The sequence below is a fragment of the Gilliamella sp. CG22 genome (assembly GCF_046635725.1).
GTDB lineage: Bacteria > Pseudomonadota > Gammaproteobacteria > Enterobacterales > Orbaceae > Gilliamella > Gilliamella apicola_I.
Genome location: NZ_JBIDFK010000004.1, coordinates 64,351 through 86,095, shown reverse-complemented (window position 1 = coordinate 86,095; position 21,745 = coordinate 64,351). Strand labels below are relative to the sequence as shown.

The 21,745-nt window shown below is 34.5% G+C and carries 20 protein-coding genes, 2 tRNA genes and 1 pseudogene; 16 read left to right on the top strand and 7 right to left on the bottom strand.

Going from position 1 to position 21,745, the window contains the following annotated elements:
- Positions 1-4 precede the first annotated feature (4 nt).
- The 6 genes from pheT to thrS all read right to left on the bottom strand — a co-directional run bounded on the left by pheT (position 5) and on the right by thrS (position 6,770).
- Entirely contained in the window at positions 5-2,392 is a 2,388-nt protein-coding gene (gene pheT, locus ACGH46_RS05030) for a phenylalanine--tRNA ligase subunit beta (RefSeq protein WP_411604516.1), read from the bottom strand.
- A 16-nt stretch (positions 2,393-2,408) separates the two neighbouring features.
- A complete protein-coding gene (pheS, locus tag ACGH46_RS05025) occupies positions 2,409-3,392 on the bottom strand; it encodes a phenylalanine--tRNA ligase subunit alpha (protein WP_267359775.1) in 984 nt (327 codons plus the stop codon).
- 216 nt (positions 3,393-3,608) lie between these two features.
- Positions 3,609-3,962 carry a 50S ribosomal protein L20 gene (rplT, locus tag ACGH46_RS05020; RefSeq protein ID WP_024496189.1) on the bottom strand — a complete coding sequence of 118 codons (354 nt, stop codon included), beginning with the start codon at positions 3,960-3,962 and terminating at the stop codon, positions 3,609-3,611.
- A 32-nt stretch (positions 3,963-3,994) separates the two neighbouring features.
- Entirely contained in the window at positions 3,995-4,192 is a 198-nt protein-coding gene (gene rpmI / locus ACGH46_RS05015) for a 50S ribosomal protein L35 (RefSeq protein WP_065557738.1), read from the bottom strand.
- Positions 4,193-4,277: 85 nt separating this feature from the next.
- The gene (gene infC / locus ACGH46_RS05010; protein ID WP_065557737.1) at positions 4,278-4,817 is read right to left on the bottom strand and encodes a translation initiation factor IF-3; all 540 of its coding nucleotides are present in this window, start codon (positions 4,815-4,817) and stop codon (positions 4,278-4,280) included.
- A 27-nt stretch (positions 4,818-4,844) separates the two neighbouring features.
- Entirely contained in the window at positions 4,845-6,770 is a 1,926-nt protein-coding gene (thrS, locus tag ACGH46_RS05005) for a threonine--tRNA ligase (protein WP_411604513.1), read from the bottom strand.
- Positions 6,771-7,014: 244 nt separating this feature from the next.
- Here thrS and ACGH46_RS05000 point away from each other — a divergent pair, with 244 nt between their 5' ends.
- Positions 7,015-7,470, top strand: a complete 456-nt coding sequence (locus tag ACGH46_RS05000; protein WP_411604511.1) for a YaiI/YqxD family protein — start codon at positions 7,015-7,017, stop codon at positions 7,468-7,470.
- A 23-nt stretch (positions 7,471-7,493) separates the two neighbouring features.
- Here the strand turns inward: ACGH46_RS05000 and recO are convergent, their stop codons facing one another.
- Entirely contained in the window at positions 7,494-8,186 is a 693-nt protein-coding gene (gene recO, locus ACGH46_RS04995) for a DNA repair protein RecO (protein ID WP_267350971.1), read from the bottom strand.
- 159 nt (positions 8,187-8,345) lie between these two features.
- On the opposite strand from recO, the gene ACGH46_RS04990 reads away from it, so the two are divergent.
- The 15 genes and pseudogenes from ACGH46_RS04990 to ACGH46_RS04920 all read left to right on the top strand — a co-directional run bounded on the left by ACGH46_RS04990 (position 8,346) and on the right by ACGH46_RS04920 (position 21,521).
- Positions 8,346-9,974: a Na+/H+ antiporter gene (locus ACGH46_RS04990; RefSeq protein ID WP_065557733.1), complete on the top strand. Its 1,629-nt coding sequence runs from the start codon at positions 8,346-8,348 to the stop codon at positions 9,972-9,974.
- Positions 9,975-10,487: an SCP2 domain-containing protein gene (locus tag ACGH46_RS04985; RefSeq protein WP_267350973.1), complete on the top strand. Its 513-nt coding sequence runs from the start codon at positions 9,975-9,977 to the stop codon at positions 10,485-10,487.
- Positions 10,488-10,765: 278 nt separating this feature from the next.
- The gene (locus ACGH46_RS04980; RefSeq protein ID WP_411604509.1) at positions 10,766-11,821 is read left to right on the top strand and encodes an alpha/beta fold hydrolase; all 1,056 of its coding nucleotides are present in this window, start codon (positions 10,766-10,768) and stop codon (positions 11,819-11,821) included.
- Positions 11,822-12,114: 293 nt separating this feature from the next.
- Complete coding sequence (gene sbcB, locus ACGH46_RS04975; protein WP_411604506.1) at positions 12,115-13,548, top strand: exodeoxyribonuclease I; 1,434 nt, start codon at positions 12,115-12,117, stop codon at positions 13,546-13,548.
- Positions 13,549-13,628: 80 nt separating this feature from the next.
- Entirely contained in the window at positions 13,629-14,084 is a 456-nt protein-coding gene (locus tag ACGH46_RS04970) for a CidA/LrgA family protein (RefSeq protein ID WP_267359787.1), read from the top strand.
- Positions 14,081-14,770: a CidB/LrgB family autolysis modulator gene (locus tag ACGH46_RS04965; RefSeq protein WP_267350978.1), complete on the top strand. Its 690-nt coding sequence runs from the start codon at positions 14,081-14,083 to the stop codon at positions 14,768-14,770. Before ACGH46_RS04970 ends, ACGH46_RS04965 begins: the two co-directional genes overlap by 4 nt.
- Before the next feature lies 1 nt (position 14,771).
- Positions 14,772-15,407, top strand: a pseudogene (locus ACGH46_RS04960) (vancomycin high temperature exclusion protein); the annotation flags it as partial.
- 173 nt (positions 15,408-15,580) lie between these two features.
- On the top strand, positions 15,581-16,309 hold the full coding sequence (artP, locus tag ACGH46_RS04955; protein ID WP_411604503.1) for an arginine ABC transporter ATP-binding protein ArtP: 729 nt from the start codon (positions 15,581-15,583) through the stop codon (positions 16,307-16,309).
- Between the two features lie 23 nt (positions 16,310-16,332).
- Positions 16,333-17,067, top strand: a complete 735-nt coding sequence (locus tag ACGH46_RS04950) for a transporter substrate-binding domain-containing protein (RefSeq protein WP_267350984.1) — start codon at positions 16,333-16,335, stop codon at positions 17,065-17,067.
- A 131-nt stretch (positions 17,068-17,198) separates the two neighbouring features.
- On the top strand, positions 17,199-17,930 hold the full coding sequence (gene artQ / locus ACGH46_RS04945; RefSeq protein ID WP_411589893.1) for an arginine ABC transporter permease ArtQ: 732 nt from the start codon (positions 17,199-17,201) through the stop codon (positions 17,928-17,930).
- A gap of 9 nt (positions 17,931-17,939) precedes the next feature.
- Positions 17,940-18,617 carry an arginine ABC transporter permease ArtM gene (artM, locus tag ACGH46_RS04940; RefSeq protein WP_411589842.1) on the top strand — a complete coding sequence of 226 codons (678 nt, stop codon included), beginning with the start codon at positions 17,940-17,942 and terminating at the stop codon, positions 18,615-18,617.
- Position 18,618: 1 nt separating this feature from the next.
- The gene (uvrC, locus tag ACGH46_RS04935) at positions 18,619-20,454 is read left to right on the top strand and encodes an excinuclease ABC subunit UvrC (protein ID WP_411604499.1); all 1,836 of its coding nucleotides are present in this window, start codon (positions 18,619-18,621) and stop codon (positions 20,452-20,454) included.
- A gap of 106 nt (positions 20,455-20,560) precedes the next feature.
- On the top strand, positions 20,561-21,115 hold the full coding sequence (gene pgsA / locus ACGH46_RS04930; RefSeq protein ID WP_267350991.1) for a CDP-diacylglycerol--glycerol-3-phosphate 3-phosphatidyltransferase: 555 nt from the start codon (positions 20,561-20,563) through the stop codon (positions 21,113-21,115).
- Between the two features lie 223 nt (positions 21,116-21,338).
- Positions 21,339-21,426 (top strand) — tRNA-Leu (locus ACGH46_RS04925).
- 19 nt (positions 21,427-21,445) lie between these two features.
- Positions 21,446-21,521 (top strand) — tRNA-Gly (locus ACGH46_RS04920).
- Positions 21,522-21,745 lie beyond the last annotated feature (224 nt).

Genomic DNA, 21,745 nt, shown 5'->3' with positions numbered 1-21,745 from the left:
ATTATTATTCTCTTAATAGGGCTTTGAAACGAATTTGTAAAGCAGTAACACACCTGCTTACAATGTTTGTTATATCTTCTTCTTCAAGTGTACGTGATTTGTCTTGTAAAATCAAACTGATAGCAAGGCTTTTTTCATCATCCTTAATGTTATCGCCTTGATAAACATCAAACAGATTAACTTTGATAAGTTGCTCACCACCAGCCTTTTTACACTCAGAAATAATATCTGCTGCTGGAATTGTATTTGAAACGACAATAGCAATATCTCGTTTATTTGACGGATATTTTGATACGTCCTGAGCCGACGGTACCTTTTTGTTATTAATTTTAGCTAAATTTATTTCAAAAACAAGCGTTTTACCATTTAAAGATAATTTTTTTTCAATTTCTGGATGCAAAACACCTAAATAACCAATAATTTCATCATTTACAAAAATAGCGGCACTTTGTCCTGGATGTAAAGCAGACAAATTAGATTTTTCATAGCGTACGTCTTGAGCACATCCTAGAATCGAAAATATTGACTCAATATCCCCTTTTAGATCATAAAAATCAACAGCTTTTTTAGGTAATGTCCAATGTTCTTCATATAAATTACCCGTAATTACACCCGATAACATTTGTTCCTGACGAACACCAAATTCACTTTTATCGTCTGGAATAAAGCGTAAGCCAGTTTCAAACAATCTAATTCTTGATTGTTGTCGGTTTTGATTATATAACACTGCGCCTAATAATCCAGTCCATAGTGATAAACGCATAACTGACATTTCACTTGAAATAGGATTAGGTAAGTGAATTTGGTTTAAATTGGGATGCAAAATTTGTTGTACTTTTGGATCAACAAAACTGTAAGTTACAGCTTCTTGATAACCTTTATCAACTAATAAATCTTTTATTCTAGCTAATGAAATTTGACCTTCTGGTTTTGGCTGCATGACAGACTCAATGTTTAGGTTGGCGTTTGGAATATTGTTATATCCATAAATACGCGCCACTTCCTCAACGAGATCTTCTTCTATCTGTATATCAAAACGCCAACTTGGTGCTTCAACTGACCAAATTTCATTTTTATAATTAACTTTACATCCAAGTCTTTCTAAAATATCAGTGATTTTTTGTGTATCAATTGTATAACCAATTATGCTATCAATTTTATTACGGCGTAGTTGTATGTTAGCTGATTTTGGCAATTCAGTTGAACTGGTTTTGTCAATAATCGGTCCGACCTCACCGCCACAAATATCGAGGATAAGTTGTGTTGCTCTTTCCATCGCAATGCTTTGTAAAGCTGGATCAACTCCTCTTTCATACCGATGAGACGCTTCAGTATGCAGACCATATTCACGAGCTTTCCCGGTAATAGCTAATGGTGCAAAGAAGGCCGATTCAAGAAAAATATCTTTCGTCGATTGAGTCACACCAGATTTTTCTCCGCCCATGATACCGGCTAAGGCAAGTATTTTATCATGATCCGCAATAACTAAAGTTTGATCATTCAATTCAGTTTCATTGCCATTAAGTAAAATAACTTTTTCACTTTTTCGAGCATATCTCACAATAATGCCCTTTTCTATTTCGGCAAGATCAAATGCATGCATTGGATGACCAAGCTCTAACAAAACAAAATTTGTTATATCGACAACCGCATCAATAGACCGTATTCCACCACGACGTAATTTTTCTTTCATCCAAAGTGGGGTTAATGCGTTTACATTGATATTTTTGATAACACGCCCTAAATAACGAGGCGCAGCTTTAGGCTCATCAATTTGGATTGATAATGTATCTGAAATTGTTGCAGGCACGCTTTCAACTTGAAGTGATTTCATTGGAATATTGTTCACTGCTGAAATATCACGAGCGACACCAATGATTCCAAAACAATCAGCTCTATTTGGCGTTACACTGATGTCAATTGAAACATCGTTAAGATTCAGGTATTCACGAATATCTTGCCCTAAAGGAGCATCATCAGGTAATTCAATTATGCCATTATGATCGTCCGTTATTCCAAGTTCTGAATAAGAGCAGAGCATCCCTTCTGATGGTTCACCTCGCAATTTTGCGGCTTTAATTTTAAAATCACCGGGTAAAATTGCACCAACAGTTGCACAAGCAACAGTTAATCCTTGACGACAATTTGGAGCACCACAAACAATATCGAGTAATTCTGGTTTTCCAATATCTACTTTGGTAACTCTTAGCTTATCTGCATTTGGATGTTGCTTACATTCAACAACTTTCCCGACTACAACTCCCGAAAAGTTACCGGCCACTTCCTCAACATCATCAACTTCTAAGCCTGCCATGGTTAATTGATCGGCTAAGGTATCGCTACTTATTTCTGGATTGATCCATTCACGTAGCCAACTTTCACTAAATTTCATGTTTTGATCTCCAGAATTAATTAAATTGCTTTAAAAAACGTAAGTCATTCTCAAAGAAAGAACGTAAATCAGTGACACCGTAACGTAACATGGTTAATCTTTCGATTCCCATACCAAAGGCAAAACCACTATATACGTCTGGATCGATACCTACATTTCGTAAGACATTAGGATGTACCATTCCGCACCCTAATACTTCTAACCATTTACCATTTTTAGCTTTAATATCAACTTCGGCAGAAGGTTCGGTAAACGGAAAATAAGCGGGTCTAAAACGAATTTCCATATTATCTTCAAAAAAGCAGTGAAGAAAATCATGTAATAGCCCTTTCAAATGGGTAAAACTAATATTTTTATCAACTAATAGCCCTTCCATTTGGTGGAACATTGGTGTATGAGTTTGATCGTAATCATTACGATAAGTTCTGCCCGGTGCAATAATTCGAATTGGTGGTTTTTGATTTTCCATGGTACGAATCTGTACGGTAGAAGTTTGAGTACGTAATAAACGTTTAGCATCAAACCAAAAAGTATCATGATCTGCTCTAGCAGGATGGTGAGCAGGGATATTTAATGCATCAAAATTATGATAATCATCTTCAATTTCTGGACCTGTTTCAACAACAAACCCGAGTTCACCAAAAAACTCAACTAAACGATGAATCGTTTTGGTGACAGGATGTAGGCCACCGAGTTCAAGTGTTTTACCTGGTAAAGTGATATCAATTGTTTCATTGGCAAGCTTCGCATCAAGAGCTTGACGCTCTAAGAAACTTCGTTTTTGATTTAATAATTCGACAACTTCTTGTTTAGCATCATTAATTTTTTGACCTACAGCTGGTCGCTCTTCCGCAGGAACATCACGTAATGAAGCCATTTGTAACGTAAAATAGCCTTTTTTACCAAAATATTCCACTCGGATCTGTTCGATCATATTAATGTCATCAGCACTTTCAATAGCGGATTTGGCATTGCTTACCAGTTCAACTAATTGAGACATAAAATTCTCCTGCTTATTGTTCATTACATAAAAAAAGCCTCTTTCTGAGGCTTTTATAATTATCTTTCGTTTTTCATTTGCCTCACGAATGCATATCGTCATTAAAGCTAAAAAAGAAACGAAAAATAATTAATATCATCATTAATTCACTTTGTTAAAATAACTATTGCTATCCATAACGATAAAAGCCGAGATAACTCGGCTCTTATAAAGCAATTATAGTGCAGCTTTTGCTTTTTCGACTAATGCAGCAAATGCATTTTTGTCGAATACAGCAATATCAGCAAGAATCTTACGATCGATTTCAATTGATGCTTTCTTTAATCCATTGATGAAACGGCTATAAGAAAGACCACATTGACGAGCTGCGGCATTGATACGTACAATCCATAATTGACGGAATTGACGTTTACGTTGACGACGGTCACGATAAGCATATTGTCCAGCTTTGATTACCGCTTGGAAAGCAACACGATATACACGTGAACGAGCTCCGTAATACCCTTTTGCTTGTTTTAAAATTTTCTTGTGACGTGCACGAGCAATAACACCACGTTTAACACGAGCCATAAATAATATCCTCTAAATAATTAACCAATAAATTAAGCGTATGGAACACACGCTACAACTAAACCTAAATCACCTTTTGACACAGTTGTCAAACCACGTAAATGACGTTTACGTTTGGTTGATTTTTTAGTTAGGATATGACTCTTGTTAGCTTGCTTATGCTTGAAGCCACCAGAAGCTGTTTTTTTAAAGCGCTTTGCTGCGCCTTTTACTGTTTTAATTTTAGGCATTTTACTAATTCCTACTTCGCATTGTTAATGACAATGAAAAAATGGTGTAATTCTCAATAAAATTAAGAATTAGCTTGATGAACCATTATTTCTTCTTCGGCGCAAGCACCATGATCATTTGACGACCTTCAATCTTAGTTGGATAAGATTCAATCGTTGCCAAATCAGCTAAGTCTTCTTTAATGCGATCAAGCATTTCAGTCCCTAACTGCTGGTGAGCCATTTCACGTCCACGGAAACGTAGCGTGACTTTAGCTTTATCGCCATCTTCAAGAAAGCGTATCAGGCTGCGGAGTTTTACCTGATAGTCGCCTTCGTCTGTACCAGGTCGGAATTTAATTTCCTTAACCTGAACAACCTTTTGCTTCTTCTTCTGTTCTTTTGTTGCTTTACTTTTTTCATAGAGGAACTTGCCATAATCCATAATTCGACAAACAGGTGGTTCTGCATTAGGGCTTATTTCAACTAAATCTAAAGCAGCTTCTTCAGCTTGTTTTAAAGCTTCATCCAAGCTAACAATACCGAGCTGTTCACTATCGACGCCGGTTAATCTCACCTCGCGAGCAGTAATTTCATCATTGATTTTATGCGCACGTGTTGACTGAATTCGTTTACTGACTTTAATATCTCATTCCTCCAAATTAATTTATCTTTAATTCATCTGTTCTAATGAACGACTATGAATTTCGTTAAGCAACAATTCTATAACATGTTTCACTTCAAAGCTACCAAGATCTTTACCTTGACGCGTTCGAACTGATATTTTACCTGATTCCATCTCTTTGTCACCACAGACAAACATATAAGGAACACGTTTTAGAGTATGCTCGCGGATTTTAAACCCAATTTTCTCATTTCTCAAGTCTGCTTTTGCTCTAATTCCAACTTTTTGCAGTTTCTCGGTCAATTGTTTAGCATATTCAGCTTGATTATCGGTAATATTGATAACTGCAACTTGCAATGGTGCTAACCAAGTAGGGAAGAATCCCGCACAGTTTTCTGTCAAAATTCCCATAAAACGTTCCATTGATCCTAAAATTGCGCGGTGAATCATGACAGGAACATGACGCTCATTATCTTCACCCACGTAAGTTGCATCTAAACGCTCTGGTAACATAAAGTCAAGCTGAACTGTTCCGCATTGCCATGCACGACCTAAACAATCGTGTAAAGTAAATTCGATTTTTGGTCCGTAGAAAGCACCTTCACCCGGTAAATATTCAAATTCTATGCCATTTTCAGTTAAACACTCAGCTAAGTCTTTTTCTGCTAAATCCCATGTTTCATCTTTACCAATTCGTTTTTCCGGACGAGTTGATAATTTTACAGTTATGTCTGTAAAGCCAAAAGTACTATAAGTATCATAAACCATTTTGATACAGCTATTTACTTCACTACGAATTTGACTTTCTGTACAGAAGATATGGGCATCATCTTGGGTAAAACCACGAACACGCATTAAACCATGTAAAGATCCAGAAGGTTCATTACGATGACAACTACCAAATTCAGCCATACGTAATGGTAAATCACGATAAGATTTTAAACCTTGATTAAAAATTTGAACATGTCCCGGACAGTTCATTGGTTTAATACAGTATTCTCGATTTTCAGAAGAGGTAACAAACATTAATTCTTTATAGTTACCCCAATGTCCTGTCTTTTCCCATAAAACACGATCCATCATAAAAGGGCCTTTCACTTCTTGATAATCGTATTCTTTTAATTTGGTACGAACAAATACTTCAAGCTCACGGAAAATAATCCAACCGTCATTATGCCAAAACACCATTCCTGGCGCTTCTTCTTGCATATGGTAAAGATCAAGCTGCTTACCGATTTTACGATGATCCCGTTTAGCCGCTTCTTCTAAAAATTGCAGATAACTATCTAATTGTTTTTTATCTGCCCAAGCTGTGCCATAAATGCGTTGTAACATTTTATTATCACTGTTACCACGCCAATAAGCGCCAGCAACTTTTTGTAATTTAAAATGGTGGCAAAAACGCATATTAGGAACATGAGGACCGCGGCACATGTCAATATACTCTTCATGATGATAAAGTGCTGGAGTAGAATCTTTAGGAATATTTTCATCTAAGATTGCAATTTTATAAGGTTCACGTCGTTCCCAAAAAACCTCTCTTGCTCGTTCCCAGCTCACCACTTCTTTTTTTACTTCATAATCTTTTTTGGCCAATTCATGCATACGTTTTTCTAATGCATCAAGATCTTCCTGAGTTAAAGAGTGATCTAGATCGACGTCATAATAGAAGCCATTATCAATTGTTGGCCCAATTGCCATTTGCGTATTTGGCCATAGCTGTTTTATTGCATGACCTAACAAGTGAGCGCATGAGTGACGAATTATTTCATGTCCATCTTCATCTTTTGATGTGATAATCGCTAGAGTTGAATCATGCTCGATCAAATCACAAGCGTCTTTACGTTCACCATTAACTCGCCCAGCAATACACGCTTTGGCAAGGCCTGCTCCGATACTTTGAGCAACTTCTAAAACACTAACAGGCTTATCAAATTGACGTTGACTTCCGTCAGGAAGAGTAATAATTGGCATATAAAATCCTTATAACAGTGGTGCGCCACACGAAAGCGCACATGCGTACATAAAAAATTGACCGTGTATAATACCATTTATGTGCTATTTTTCAAATAAACATATGCTTTATCTTGTCACTGTTTTATCAACTCATTATGAGAACAATAAAATTGATTAACTCAACTAAAAATAAGTTACTTTGTTGAGTGATTAAAGTTTATAATTTTCTGCCTATAAATGAAAAATTTGATTGTGAAAAATGATGAAAATATGGATTGATGCTGATGCCTGCCCTAACCCTATTAAAGAAATCCTATATCGGGTAGCGAATCGTAAATCAATAATTATAACTTTAGTTGCAAACCAATGGTTAACTATTCCCACGTCTCCGTTTATAAAAAGATTACAGGTAGTAAATGGCTTTGATGAAGCTGATAATAAAATAATTGAATTAGTTGAAAAAAATGATTTAGTAATCACGTCTGATATTCCATTAGCCTCTGATGTGCTTCATAAAGGGGCTTTTGTGCTAACACCACGAGGTGAACCTTTCACATTAGAAACCATAAAAGAGCGACTTGTGATGCGAGACTTTATGGAAACTATGCGGGCTAGTGGTATACAATCTAAAGGCCCTTCTGCATTTTCAAACAAGGATAGAGAAAAATTTGCCAATCAACTTGATAAATTAGTTCGTGAATTATCAAAAGAAGGGTAATCATTTTTTATAGTGAATAATTCTTAAATTTTCAGAAACAGCTCTCTACTTTTGAATGGTTTTGAACCAACATAAGGTTTTAATGCCATTCGAGTAAACCGTTTAGCCGCTTTTAATGTATCCTCATCACAAAATTGACGATAACCTAATGCCAATACTTCTTTACCCGTAAAGCTGGTACTATTTTCAAGTAAACTACTGATAAAGCCCTTTTCTGACTGATATTGATAATACATCGATTCGATAATTTCATCCCCCGTTGCACTACAATGAAAAAAATCAATGTGATAGCCTAAACTTTCTAATAATGCTAATTCAAATGAACGTAACACATTTTCAGCCGGAACTAACTGCGCTAATTGTTGCAAGCTTTTAAGATAGTGTTCAAAAAGTGTAGGTACGCCAACTTCGGGGACTAAAACTCGATACAATAACTCATTCAAATAAAAAGCACTATATAACGATACAGAAAAAAGCGGCAACGTTAGCGCTATACCTTCAACTTGTCGTAAAGTTTTTATTTCACCCATACCAGAATATTGAACAATAATGGGGGTAAAAGGTTGTAAAATGCCCTTCAGTGAAGATTTTTTACGTCTAGCCCCTTTGGCTAACACCGTTATTTTCCCTGCATTTTCAACAAATAAATCGACTAATAGACTTGTTTCACTATAAGTACGAGTATGTAAGACAAATGCCCTTTGCCAATTTTCCATTTAAAATGCCTTTTATCATATAACTATAATTTTGATTAAAAAGAGTGCTTGATTAAAAAATGAATAATTTTTTTAAATTTTCAACTGAAATTAAACTAAATTTCCGATATAATCAATAGCTAACTAATGAGATGATTATAGGATAACTAATAGAAAACCATGGAACTTTTTTCAACAATATTACTTATAGTGCTAATTGTATCACTTTCAGGTGTGGTAATAAAATTACTACCATTCCAAATTCCGTTACCACTTATGCAAATACTACTGGGTTGTGTTTTAGCAGCTTTTGGTATTTATGTAAAATTTGACCCTGAACTATTTCTGGTATTGTTTATACCTCCATTGCTTTTTGCAGATGGACGAAAAACATCAGTCAAAGACTTTGTACATAATGCCAGAGAAATTGTTGGATTAGCACTCGTTCTTGTCGTTATTTCTATAATTGCATTAGGTTACCTTCTAAATTGGATGTTGCCAAAAGTTGAATTAGCTGCCGCACTCGCGTTAGCTGCAGTACTATCACCTACCGATGCCGTTGCACTAGGTGGAATAGTCGGTAAAGGGCGTATAGAAAAAGAAAAAATGGAGATTATTGAAGGCGAAGCTTTAATGAATGATGCATCTGGTCTGGTATCATTAAAATTTGCTATTGCAATTGCAACCGGCTTGCTTGAATTTAATTTATTACAAATTAGTCTTTCTTTCTTTGTTGTCGCTCTTGGTGGCTTAGCTGTTGGTGTTTTATTTACTTGGTTATATGCACGTATTTTACGTTTAATTAATAAATTAACCCACAATGATCCCGCCATCCAAATTGTTTTACTATTCTTACTTCCTTTTGCTGCCTATATCCTTGCTGAAGAATGTCACTGTTCAGGGATTTTAGCCGCTGTGAGTGCTGGTATGACCGTTAACCATTCTGGTATGATGCGCAACGCCCCTTTGACCGCTCGTTTACAATCAGATAGTACATGGTCGATGTTAACATTCGTATTCAATGGATTTGTCTTTATTTTATTAGGTATTCAATTACCAAGTATTTTAAATAATACTTTTGCTGAAAACCAAACAGACTCCTCTATTGAAGTATGGCAATTATGCTTTATTGTCGTGTTTGTATTTATCGTATTAATGGGAACACGATTTGCTTGGTTATGGGCTATGAAACATATGCCTACTTTACCATTTGGAACAAAACGTCCACTTGCATTCCGTTCTTATACTACACGCGATCTTTGGATTTCCACTTTTGCTGGTGTTCGCGGAGCTATTACCCTAGCGGGTGTATTATCTATTCCAATGACAATTGGTGGTCGTTATCAACTTGTTTTTATCGCAGCTGGCATTATTTTAATTTCATTAATTACTGCGGTTATCGTCTTACCTATTTTATTACGAGGTAGTGTTATTTTAGATAACTCTCAACAAGATAATGAAATTTTGACAGTTAAGGGGCAAATGGCGGAAGAAGCTATTGTGAGTCTTGAAAAAATGCAAAACAATTTACTTCAAGAAACGTCTGAAGCTGGTTTAGATCAAGAAATAATACATGAAGTGGGTTCACGTGTTATCGGTTCTTTAAGACGTCGAACAGGATTAAAAGATTTAGAACAAAAAGCGATGGAAGCTGAAAATCTTGAAAGACGTATGCGTCTTGTGGCAATCGGTGCAGAACGCACAGCTTTACTACAAATGAAAGTTCGTAATGAAGTGAGTGAAGAAACATTTGAACATTTAAATACTGACCTCGATATTTATGAAAAAATGATATCTGGAGATTCATAAATGATAGCAAACAAACATCAGTTTTTAGGCCATATTCATTCACAGTTTGTTGACAAAGCCCCTCATGTTTTGGGGCTAACTTTACGTTGTATTCCGTTTAATTTGAAAAAACAGGCAATTGAACAACTATTACAACTACAATTTAAACATTCATTAGAAGATGGTGATCTCGATTTTTTAGAAAATCGTTGGTTAAAAATTGAAGTTACCGATCTTCAACTTACTTGGTTTGTTAGCTTAATTGATAATAAACTCGTAGTGAGTCGAGAGGAAATTGCTGATGTAAGTTTTATTGGTAATGCAAACGATTTGATTATGATAGCAACCCGGCGCCAAGATCCAGACACCCTATTCTTCCAACGGCGACTAATCGTCGAAGGTGATACAGAATTAGGACTGTATGTAAAAAATCTAATGGATTCCATTGAACTTGATTCAATGCCTAAACTTTTAAGGCTGACCCTTGAAAAAATGGCCAACATTATAGAGTCTGCGCCGAAAAATACATTTTAAACTGATAACAGCTATGGGGGATTATATTTCCCCCTTTTTTATTGATTATATCATCCTCCCTATCTTACTTTTTCTTACCTATACTATTAAAAAAACAGGCATGAATTCTCTAGAAAAGATTGTTTAAATAGCCTATTTATCTGTTACTTAAAAAAATATTATCATCATATTGTGATTAAAATCACAATGTGGCAAAAACTTGATTTTCCTATCTGGTTCATTGTGGCTTAATGAATATTCCTTATCTTTATGGTGCGTATAGAAAATGGAGAAAAATTATGCTCAAAAGAAAGACTAAATTCTTCATGTTTGTTTTTTTGACAATACCTTTTTTTGGGCATTGTTTAGGTTTTCATAACAAAAAAGAGTCGGATTATGTGATTGAACATTTCAAATTTAATAATGGAAAAACTGAAAGTATAAAAATACATTACACTACTCTTGGCAATCCTGACAACAAACCAATTTTAATATTGCATGGTACAACTGGAAGTGGTAGCGCAATGTTAAATAATAGCTTTGGTCATGCATTGTTTGATAAAGGAATGCCATTAGATGCTGAAAAATATTTTATTATCCTCCCCGACGCAATAGGCACGGGTAAATCGTCTAAACCATCTGACGGTTTAAAAGGCGATTTTCCTCATTATGATTATACCGATATGGTTAATGCTCAATATCAACTATTAAAAAATAAGCTAAATATTGAGCATATAGCATTAATCATCGGTAACTCAATGGGAGGAATGAATACATGGAAATGGGTAACGATGTATCCTGATTATATGACAGCCGCTATTCCTATGGCTGCTACCCCTGCGCCAATGTCCAGCCGTAACTGGATTATGCGTAAAATGGTTATCAATGCTATCAAAGATGATCCCGACTGGAACAAAGGTTTTTATACCAAACAACCCGAACAGTTTCAATTAGTCTATAATTACTACAATATCGCAACTAATGGCGGTGACATTGCATGGCAAAAGCAAGCATATAATACGGAAGAAACAGAAAAAATATTAAAAGATAAATTAAACGAACGTGTTACGATGGATACTAACGATTTTTTATATCAATGGGATGCGGCAAGAAATTATGATCCAACCAAAGATTTAAATAAAATCAAAGCACGAATTTTAGCTATCAACTCTGAGGATGATGAAAGAAATCCAGCTTCGACCGATTTAATGGAAAAAGCCATACAGAAGATTCCCAATGCAAAGTACTACTTGATTCCAGCTTCTGAAAAAACTACCGGACATGGCACAACAATGATAGCGGACTTATGGAAAGCCCAATTGATTCTTTTTCTAGAAGAGAATAATTTAAATTAATAGTTGATATTATTTACTTATGAAGTGAATAAATACGCTTAACTATTCACTTCTTTCTTATTAAAAAACTCACAATTAACTAACCTAATATTATAAATAATATAACCATTTTTTAAACTTATAATCTTTCTAATTTTTATCCGAAGATATTAAACAAAAAAAGTCATTTGTTTTAACAAGAGTTACTTACTTATAATGGCAAAATAAACAGGTTTAAATAATTTAAATTAAGTAAAATATTGTATAATTTAGGTAAGTGACAAATCAAAAATCATCAAGAGTAAAACGATAAAATGAAAAATAACGCCAAACAACCTACTTTTTACTTTCACGATTATGAAACATTTGGTATTAATCCAGCTCTTGATAGACCCGCTCAATTTGCGGGTGTTCGAACTGATGTTGAGCTTAATATTATTGAAGAACCTTTAGTTATATATTGTAAGCTAGCACCAGACTATCTACCTAATCCTGAAGCGGTTCTCATTACGGGTATTACTCCACAACAAGCAAATCAAAAAGGAGTGAATGAAGCTCAATTTACCAAATTAATTCATCAAGCATTTAGTGAACCCAATACTTGCGTTTTAGGCTATAATAACATTCGTTTCGATGATGAAGTGACCCGCAATATCCTTTACCGTAATTTTTACGACCCATACGCCTACTGTTGGCAAAATGGTAATTCAAGATGGGATCTACTTGATGTAGTAAGAGCGTGTTATGCCTTACGACCTGAAGGTATTCATTGGCCAACTAACGATTCGGGTTATCCCAGTTTTCGGTTAGAACATTTAACCAAAGCAAATAATATTACGCATGAACATGCTCATGACGCAATGTCAGATGTGTATGCCACTATCGCCATTGCAAAATTAATTAAAGAAAAACAACCTAAATTATTTAACTATTTTTTTACATTGCGCAATAAAAATAAAGTTGCTGAACTTATTGATATAATCAATATGACCCCTTTGGTACATGTTTCGGGTATGCTGGGTAGTTATCGAGGAAATATGTCATTAGTATGCCCTATCGCTTGGCATCCACAACAAAATAATGCCGTCATTGTTTGTGATCTCACTGGCGATATTGATTCAATTATTGATTTACCAGTGAATATAATACGCGAAAAACTCTATACTAAAACTGAAGATCTTGAACTTGATGAGTCTCGCATTCCATTAAAACTCGTCCATATTAACAAATGCCCTATCCTTGCACCGATAAAAACTTTACTGCCTGAAAATGCTAAACGATTTTCCATTAATATTGAAGAATGTTTAAACAAACAACAAAAGCTATTACAAAATCAAATTTTGTTGCAAGATAAAATGCGAGAATTATTTAGCTTAAGTCATGATTATCCGGCTAATACGGATGTAGATGCACAAATATATAATGGATTTTTGAGTAATCAGGATAAACTATATTGTGAAACAGTACAAACAACGCCAGTACAGTTATTAGATAGTTTATCTCTTAAATTTGAAGACCCTCGTTTAAGTACACTTTTTTTTCGATACAAAGCTCGAAACTTTCCTCAAACCCTAACTCATCACGAACAGATGATTTGGCAAGATTATTGTCGTGATAAACTAAATACGCCTAAGATTCAAGATTATATTTTAACTTTAGAATTACTTGCTGAAACTTATGTTCAACAACCCGAAAAATTAGCTTTGATAAAACAGCTTTATCATTACTGCCATTATTTAGTTGGATAATTAAAATTGAGGGGCGTATTATAGACGCCAAATAAAGCAGTCTGTTATTAACAATCAAACAAGTTATTAAATTTTAGACTATGAAACATTTTTTAGCTAAACACGCCACAATCAAACATCGATTATATTCTTTATACTATTCGTTGTTTAGTTATGGTCGCGGATTATTAATTTTAACGTTAAGTCTTTGGGTGGGTAATTTCATCTCTCAGCTCTTACCCATCATGATTCCTGGTAGTATTATCGGTCTTTTAACCCTATTCTTTTTATTAGCTTTTCAAATTATCCCTACTCGTTGGATAAAAAATAGCTGCAATTTATTTATGCGTTATATGACATTACTATTTATTCCTGCTGCAATGGGGATAATGGATAATTACACATTGCTATTAAATAATTGGTTACCCATCATTTTTGGAAGTATTGGTAGTTCACTGTTGGTATTACTATTAACAGCTTGGTTGACAGAAAAACTTCATAAAAAAACAGCCAAAAATTTCGATTTATCAGATAATAATAAGGAAAAACCACTATGATCTGGATGTTACCATTAACTGTTTGTGTATTTCTGATTATTCGAAAAATTGCTTTTAAAATTAAAACACCATTATTTAATCCGTTAGTGATTTCGGTGATAGTGCTTATTCCAATTATGATAATAAGTCAAACCAGTTATTCAGAATATGTTAGTAATGTCGATATTATAAATAAATTATTACCTTATTCTGTTGTCGCTTTAGCCTTTCCGCTCTACGAACTCATTCCACAAATTAAAGCCCGTTGGAAGTCAATTATCATTATCACCTTTAGCGCGTCAATTGCTTCAATGATAACTGGCGTCAGTATTGTATTTTGGTTAGGAGGAAATACCGAAATAGCTGCGTCGGTTTTACCAAAGTCAGTCACTACGGCTATTGCTGTGACGATTGCCAACAACGAAGGCGGTGTTCCGTCAATCGCAGCCCTTTGTGTTATATTGGTTGGCACATTAGGGGGAATTTTTGGTCATCAAATATTAAATATAGCAAAAATAAAATCCGCTTCTGCTAGAGGATTATCAATAGGTGCAGTCTCACACGCAGTTGGTACTGCTCGATGTATAGAAGTTGATTATAATGAAGGCGCATATAGTTCTTTATCATTAGTATTATGTGGTATAATGACGTCTTTAATCGCTCCATTTTTATTTCCAATTTTAGTCTTTATTTTTAACTGGTTCTAACATGAAATTAAAAAAAATAATTAAAAGTTTATTTAGTCTTTGCTTCTTACTCATATGTGTAATTGCTGGCTTGGATTATTGGATAAGCTATGAAACCGCACCTTATATATACCACGATGTAAATAAACTGCCCTATCAAAACGTAGGTGTAGTACTTGGTACCTCCAAATATGTTCGAGGAGGTGGTAAAAATGTTTTTTATCAAAATCGAATTAATGGCGCCATCTCCCTTTATAATCAGCATAAAGTTGATTATCTATTACTGAGTGGTGATGGAGAAGATTCTTTTCAAAGCTACAATGAACCCGTCACGATGAAAAAAGATTTAATTAAAGCGGGAATCCCTAGCGATGCAATCGTATTAGATTATGCTGGATTTAGAACATTGGATTCAGTTGTCAGAGCCAACAAAGTTTTTGACGCTAAAAGATTTACAATTATTACGCAAGAATTTCATTGTGAACGAGCAATATTTATTGCATTAGCCCAGAACATTCAAGCACAATGTTTTGCTGTTCCTGCACCAGATAGTATGAAATTAGTCAGAATTCGTGAAACATTAGCTCGTGTTAGTGCTTTCATCGATCTCTATATTTTGAATAAAGAACCTAAATATTTGGGTCCTGTAATCCCTATCATATCTGAAAAATAATTAATTTTTAAATTTGAATATCATTAAATTTTCAAATTTTATCATAAAGATAAATACTAGATTCATTTAGAATACTATTTGTCTCATATTTTAGATTGCATTTTTATGCAAAAAAAAGTAATATTTAGTCAATTTTTTTAATTTAGCCAACATTTATAATGAATATTGAATTAAGCCATATTAACTGTTTTTATGGTACTCATCATGCATTGAAAGATGTTTCACTTAGTTATCCTCTAGGTGAAACCATTGTATTATTAGGTCAAAGTGGCGCAGGAAAAAGTTCTTTACTAAAAGTATTTAATTTACTTGAAATACCAACATCAGGTGAAATGACAATAGCTAATTCCCATTTTGATTTTTCCAAAAAAATCAGTGATACCACTATCAGACAATTACGTAAAAATGTGGGTATGGTTTTCCAAAACTATAATTTATGGCCCCATTTAACGGTGCTTGAAAACTTGATTGAAGCACCTTGCCAAGTACTAAATTTATCTAAAAAAGAAGCGACTGATAAAGCAATGTTGATATTACAACGTTTGCAAATTGACGAAATGGCAAATCGCTATCCTCTGCACCTTTCGGGTGGTCAACAGCAACGAGTAGCAATTGCCAGAGCATTGATGATGGAGCCACAAATTTTGTTGTTTGATGAACCTACAGCAGCATTAGATCCGGCTATTACATCGCAAGTAGCTGAAATTATTAACGAACTTTCGCAAACAGGAATAACGCAGATTATTGTAACTCATGAAGTCGATTTTGCTCGTAAAGTCGCTTCACAAGTGATTTATATGGAACACGGTGAAATTATTGAGCGAGGACAATTAGAATGTTTTGCTCATCCTAAAACCGAAGAATTTAAAGCTTATTTATCACATTAATGATTATAAAATTGGGTGGATATATGAAAAAAACTTTATTTGCTATTTTACTTGCCAGCGTTGCATTGACGTCTCAAGCATCTGAAAATTTAACTATCGGTACAGAAGCCACTTATGCACCATTCGAATTCACCAATGACAAAAACGAAATTGTCGGGTTTGATATTGATGTGATCAACAAAATCTGTGAAGAAATTAACGCTTCTTGTAAAATTGTTAATCAATCTTTTGATGGATTAATTCCTAGTTTAAAAACGCGTCGAATTGATGCAGCAATTGCTGGGATAGACATCACGCCTGAACGTCAAAAACAAGTTGATTTTACAAAGATTTATTACGATGATAGCTCAATTCAATTTATTACATTGAAAGACACTTTAACAGATTTGGAACAACTAAAAGGTAAACGAATTGGTATTCAAAAAGGGACAACCTATTTGAAATATTTAAATGAAAAATATCCTGACGTTAAACCTGTTAGTTATGATAGCTATCAGTATGCGTTTTTAGATTTAAAAGCTAAACGAATCGATGCGATTGTAGCCAGTTCTTTCGTCGCGGGTGATTGGTTAAGCAAAGAAACGGATATTGTTGCTTTAGGTGACAAAATTACCGATCATGATTTTTTTGGAGAAGGCTTAGGTATTGCCTTACGTAAAGGCAATGATCAGTTAAGAGAACAGTTTAATCAAGCACTTGATAAATTAAAATCAAATGGTGAACTTGACGCCATCTATAAAAAATGGTTTAACAAATAGCTAATAAACTATCAAATTTGATATTATTGTGATCTCGCCGCTTAAAATGCGGCGAATTTATTTTTTAATTTAAATACGGTTTTTTTATGTCAGACTTTTTAGCATATGCAATGAACTGGATAATGTCCTCAATGGACGGTTTTATCGTGCCTTTAACAAAAGCAACATCCATCACATTGTCATTAGCTTTTGTATCAATGATTGTTGGTATAGTTTTTGCTTTTATTTTCACAATTCTAGAATCCGTTCCATTTAAACCTGTTGCATGGCTAATGTCTTTAATTAGCCTTACGATTCGAGCACTACCTGAATTATTAATTGTCGTTGCAATCTATAATGGTTTACCATTTCTTTTAATGGCACTAGATGATGGATTTGATATGTCATTGATATTTACCTCAGTTCATATCCAAATGCATATTGCCAATACTCAGCCCGATCCGTTTTTATGTGGTGTCATTGCATTATCGCTACTTTATGCAGTTTATGCATCCCAAACGCTCAGAGGTGCATTTAAAGCAATACCAAGCGGCCAAAAACAGGCCGCTCAAGTGCTTGGTTTAAGTAAATTTAGAACGTTCTTTCGTATTATCATGCCACAAATGTGGCGCCATGCTATACCAGGATTAAGTAATCAATGGTTGATATTATTAAAAGATACCGCACTAGTCTCAGCCATTGCAATCAATGATCTAATGATGCAAACCAAAACGATTATTGCACGAACCAATCAACCATTTCTATGGTATGCGATCGCTATGGTAATCTATTTGATTATTTCAATCTTAAGTCAAAAAGTGATTGAACGAATCGAAAAACGTGCAACTTATTTTGAACAACCCTCTTCTGCCAAAAGTTTGTAAGGTTAAATTATGTCTGATAATTTTGTTTATTATCTTAAAATCATCCTACAAGGTCTTCCTGACACGTTAAGTCTAGGAATTTTAGGTATCTTAACTGCGGGTCTTTTGGCTATCGTTTTTTCATGCTTATTATCGCTTAATCATTTTGTATTAACAAAGGTAATACGTACCTATATTATTATCTTTACGGGGTCTCCCCTATTAGTTCAGTTATTTTTAATTTATTATGGACCTTCACAGTTTGCTGACTTTTTAAGCCAATTTCCGCGATTTTATGATCTCATATCTTCGCCTTGGTTTTGTGCTTATTTAGCTTTAACGCTAAATAGTGCGGCGTATACCACACAAATTTTTTATGGTGCTTTAAAATCTGTTCCACATGGACAATGGCAAGCTTGTGAAGCTCTTGGTATGAATAAACGACAAACCTTAAAAATTGTCATGCCTTATGCTTTAAAACGAGCCTTATCCACCTATTCCAATGAAGTCGTTTTTGTTGTTAAAGGCACCGCCCTAGCCTCGATGATTCCGGTAATGGATATTATGGGGTATAGCAATCAACTTAATGGTGATTATTACGATTTTTCAATATTTATTGTTGCAGGATTCGTTTACCTCTTGATAAATGGATTATTAAGCACCATTATGAGGATAATAGAGAAAAAAGCCCTCACATTTGAAAACTAATATGAGCCAATTTGATTCAACATCTTTTTTAAAAACAGTCCCACATAAACCGGGCATTTATCAGATGTTTAATGATAAAGAGACGATTATTTATGTGGGTAAAGCTAAAGATCTGAATAACCGACTAAAAAGCTATTTTAATAGTAGTAAAAAAACACTAAAAACGGATATGTTAGTTAGCCATATCCATCGTATTGAATTTACGATTACAAATACCGAAACCGAAGCCCTACTATTAGAACAGACTTACATTAAAAAACATCAACCACGTTATAATGTTCTTTTAAAAGATGATAAAAGCTATCCTTTTATTAAATTAAGTAAAGAAAGACATCCACAATTATCACTTTATCGTGGGGCGATTAATCGCAAAAAAGATGAGTTTTTTGGTCCTTATCCTAGTGGATATGCAGTTAAACAGATTTTAGCGCTATTACAAAAAACGTTTCCGATTAGACAGTGCTTGAACACCACCTATCGGAACAGAACTCGCCCCTGCCTGCAATATCAGATTAAACGCTGTTTAGGACCTTGTGTGCCGGGATTAGTGAGTGATGAAGATTATAACGAACAAGTTAATTATGTGAGATTATTTTTATCAGGACAATCCGATCAGATCTTACAAAAAATCACTGAAGATATGCTAAAAGCAAGTAATGAACTCAATTTTGAAAAAGCAGCAGCATTACGTGATCAGTTACAAGCCATTAAACATATCAACGAAAAACAAGCCATTTACAACAATAATGATAATTTAGATGTTATTGGCTTCCACTACGAGTTTGGTATAGCCTGTATTTATGTCTTATTTATCCGAAATGGACAAACCTTTGGGCATCGTTCTTATTTTCCTAAAGTACCATCAAATACTGAATTGGAAGAAGTAATAGAAACCTTTTTAGGGCAATTTTATTTGCAAGGCAACCAAAATCGTAATATTCCGAAAAAGATCCTACTCAATTTTTCGTTGTCGGATAAACAACCCATGGAAGAGACACTGTCACTTATTGCTGAGCATCAAGTCAAATTGGTTGATGAGCCCAAAGGCGATAATTTAAAGTTACTCAATATTGCAACCGTCAATGCGCAAACTGAAGTGAAGAATAAATTATTAACCAATTCGACAAATAAACAACGTTACGATGCACTTAAAACCTTTTTGGGCATTGATAAAATCAATCGTATGGAATGTTTTGATATCAGTCATTTCATGGGGAAAAACACAATAGCCTCTTGCGTTGTCTTTGATGATAAAGGTCCGGTAAAATCTGAATTTCGCCGCTACAATATTTCGGGTATTACCCCAGGTGATGACTATGCAGCAATGGAACAGGTATTAACAAGACGTTACAATAAAATAGATCTACCCGATGAAAAAATACCTGATGTTATCTTTATTGATGGTGGTAAAGGACAGTTAAACCAAGCCTTACAAGTATTTGAAGGACTCAATGTTAATTGGGATAAACATCACCCTATTTTAGTGGGGGTGGCAAAAGGCGCTGAGCGCAAAGAAGGGCTTGAAACATTATTTTTTGAAGCGCATGGAACTGGACATTATCTTGATGACCATTCGCCTGCTTTATTACTTATCCAACAAATTCGTAATGCATCGCACGATCATGCCATTGTGGGGCAACGAAAAAAAGGGGTAAAACAACTCACCGATAGTGCTTTAGAACACATTGAAGGAATTGGTTCAAAAAGACGGCAAGCATTACTTAAACACTTTGGTGGTTTAAGAGAATTAAAAAATGCCAGTATTGATGAAATAGCACAAGTGCAAGGAATCTCTAAATCGCTAGCTGAAAAAATTTATTTAAATTTACAACAATAACACATTGAAAAATTATAATATTTCAGGCAACATAAGCATTAAGAAACCCCGTTTTTTAATTTTTGTTAATCTATTGATTAATTAAACAAAAAAGAGCTTATGTCACATGAAAATTAATCTTCCTACTATATTAACGTTATTTCGAGTTATTTTAATTCCTTTTTTTGTGCTGGCTTTTTATTTATTTCCAACTGAATGGTCTGGTTTTTTTTCAGCATTAATTTTTCTTATTGCTGCAATAACCGATGTGTTTGATGGTTATTTAGCTAGACGTTTAGGACAAACAACCAAGTTTGGCGCGTTTTTAGATCCAGTTGCAGATAAAATTATTGTCACAATAGCCTTAATTCTGATCACTCAATATTATCAAGCATGGTGGATTTCCATTGCGGCTATAATTATCATTTCACGTGAAATCATCATCTCTGCTTTGCGAGAATGGATGGCTGAGGTTGGAAAACGGAGTAATGTTGCGGTTTCATCTATAGGCAAGTATAAAACTATCGCCCAAATGACAGCCCTAACATGGCTCCTTTGGCGCCCTTGCGATATTGTAATATATGCAGGCCTTGTCGCACTATTTATTGCAACAGTTTTAACGTTAATATCAATGGTGCAATATTTATGGATTGCACAAAATGATTTTTTCGATAATCAATAGGTTTCCAAATGATCGTTTTAAGGCATAAATGATTAAAGCAATATGCCATTTTAAAACGACCTATTTTGCTGATTATTAATACAATGGTGTAATTTACATTCAGAATAAAGTTAAACATTAATCAATCAAACAATTTATCTAAAATTTCTATTGACTGAAAAGATAAGACAGGTAAAATGCACAGCATCCGAAACGCAATTACCTTTAGGTAACTAAGTTTTGAGCCCGGGTGGTGAAATCGGTAGACACAAGGGATTTAAAATCCCTCGGCCTTTTTGGCCGTGCGAGTTCAAGTCTCGCCCCGGGCACCATTTACTACACTTTTCTTATGCGGGAATAGCTCAGTTGGTAGAGCGCAACCTTGCCAAGGTTGAGGTCGCGAGTTCGAACCTCGTTTCCCGCTCCAATATCACATTCAATACAACCTATTGAAGTCAGAAAGGTTTCAATTTTGTTTAATACTTTACTTGTACTGAAATGAAATTTAAAAAATATATTTGTTTAAATACAACTATATTATTAACGTTTATTGCAAATCAAATTATCTCCTCAAACCCAATTAGATTTCCCCAAGCGAAATAAAATCCACAATATGCTCGCATGCTCAACCACACTTTTTTCATGAAATGA

What these genes read in the sequence shown, in the direction of transcription:
- pheT (WP_411604516.1), bottom strand. Translation starts at nt 2,392, where the DNA reads ATGAAATTTAGTGAAAGTTGGCTACGTGAATGGATCAATCCAGAAATA.
- ACGH46_RS04950 (WP_267350984.1), top strand. Translation starts at nt 16,333, where the DNA reads ATGAAAAAAACTTTATTTGCTATTTTACTTGCCAGCGTTGCATTGACG.
- pgsA (WP_267350991.1), top strand. Translation starts at nt 20,561, where the DNA reads ATGAAAATTAATCTTCCTACTATATTAACGTTATTTCGAGTTATTTTA.
- ACGH46_RS04985 (WP_267350973.1), top strand. Translation starts at nt 9,975, where the DNA reads ATGATAGCAAACAAACATCAGTTTTTAGGCCATATTCATTCACAGTTT.
- ACGH46_RS04980 (WP_411604509.1), top strand. Translation starts at nt 10,766, where the DNA reads ATGCTCAAAAGAAAGACTAAATTCTTCATGTTTGTTTTTTTGACAATA.
- artM (WP_411589842.1), top strand. Translation starts at nt 17,940, where the DNA reads ATGTCTGATAATTTTGTTTATTATCTTAAAATCATCCTACAAGGTCTT.
- rpmI (WP_065557738.1), bottom strand. Translation starts at nt 4,192, where the DNA reads ATGCCTAAAATTAAAACAGTAAAAGGCGCAGCAAAGCGCTTTAAAAAA.
- ACGH46_RS04970 (WP_267359787.1), top strand. Translation starts at nt 13,629, where the DNA reads ATGAAACATTTTTTAGCTAAACACGCCACAATCAAACATCGATTATAT.
- ACGH46_RS04965 (WP_267350978.1), top strand. Translation starts at nt 14,081, where the DNA reads ATGATCTGGATGTTACCATTAACTGTTTGTGTATTTCTGATTATTCGA.
- artQ (WP_411589893.1), top strand. Translation starts at nt 17,199, where the DNA reads ATGGACGGTTTTATCGTGCCTTTAACAAAAGCAACATCCATCACATTG.
- ACGH46_RS05000 (WP_411604511.1), top strand. Translation starts at nt 7,015, where the DNA reads ATGAAAATATGGATTGATGCTGATGCCTGCCCTAACCCTATTAAAGAA.
- recO (WP_267350971.1), bottom strand. Translation starts at nt 8,186, where the DNA reads ATGGAAAATTGGCAAAGGGCATTTGTCTTACATACTCGTACTTATAGT.
- sbcB (WP_411604506.1), top strand. Translation starts at nt 12,115, where the DNA reads ATGAAAAATAACGCCAAACAACCTACTTTTTACTTTCACGATTATGAA.
- rplT (WP_024496189.1), bottom strand. Translation starts at nt 3,962, where the DNA reads ATGGCTCGTGTTAAACGTGGTGTTATTGCTCGTGCACGTCACAAGAAA.
- ACGH46_RS04990 (WP_065557733.1), top strand. Translation starts at nt 8,346, where the DNA reads ATGGAACTTTTTTCAACAATATTACTTATAGTGCTAATTGTATCACTT.
- artP (WP_411604503.1), top strand. Translation starts at nt 15,581, where the DNA reads ATGAATATTGAATTAAGCCATATTAACTGTTTTTATGGTACTCATCAT.
- thrS (WP_411604513.1), bottom strand. Translation starts at nt 6,770, where the DNA reads ATGCCAATTATTACTCTTCCTGACGGAAGTCAACGTCAATTTGATAAG.
- uvrC (WP_411604499.1), top strand. Translation starts at nt 18,619, where the DNA reads ATGAGCCAATTTGATTCAACATCTTTTTTAAAAACAGTCCCACATAAA.
- pheS (WP_267359775.1), bottom strand. Translation starts at nt 3,392, where the DNA reads ATGTCTCAATTAGTTGAACTGGTAAGCAATGCCAAATCCGCTATTGAA.